The sequence below is a fragment of the Belnapia sp. AC561 genome (genome assembly GCF_979252845.1).
In genome coordinates this window covers 1-242 of sequence record NZ_CEEDBP010000441.1, presented here as the reverse complement: position 1 = coordinate 242, position 242 = coordinate 1, and the positions used below count along the sequence as shown (strand labels likewise).

Sequence of the window (242 nt, the reverse complement as noted above, 5' to 3'; positions counted from 1 at the left end):
GCCAGGCTGCGGGCTGCCGCCGTCGCTTCCTCGACCATCGCCGCATTCTGCTGCGTGACGCCGTCCATCTCCGACACTGCGGTGTTGACCTGCTGAAGCCCTGTGGCCTGCTGGTCCGCGGACGTCGCGATCGTGCCGACCAGCACACTGATCTCGCCGATCCGGCCGATGATCCGCTGCAGGGCCTTGCCCGTCTCGCTGACCAGTTCCACGCCGACCTCGACCTGTTCGGACGAGGCCAT

At 67.8% G+C, this 242-nt stretch carries 1 protein-coding gene; it reads right to left on the bottom strand.

The annotated features are described in order from the left end of the window. Positions 1–242: methyl-accepting chemotaxis protein (locus tag AC0IW9_RS31780; RefSeq protein ID WP_471652264.1), on the bottom strand; the 242-nt coding region annotated here is incomplete at both ends.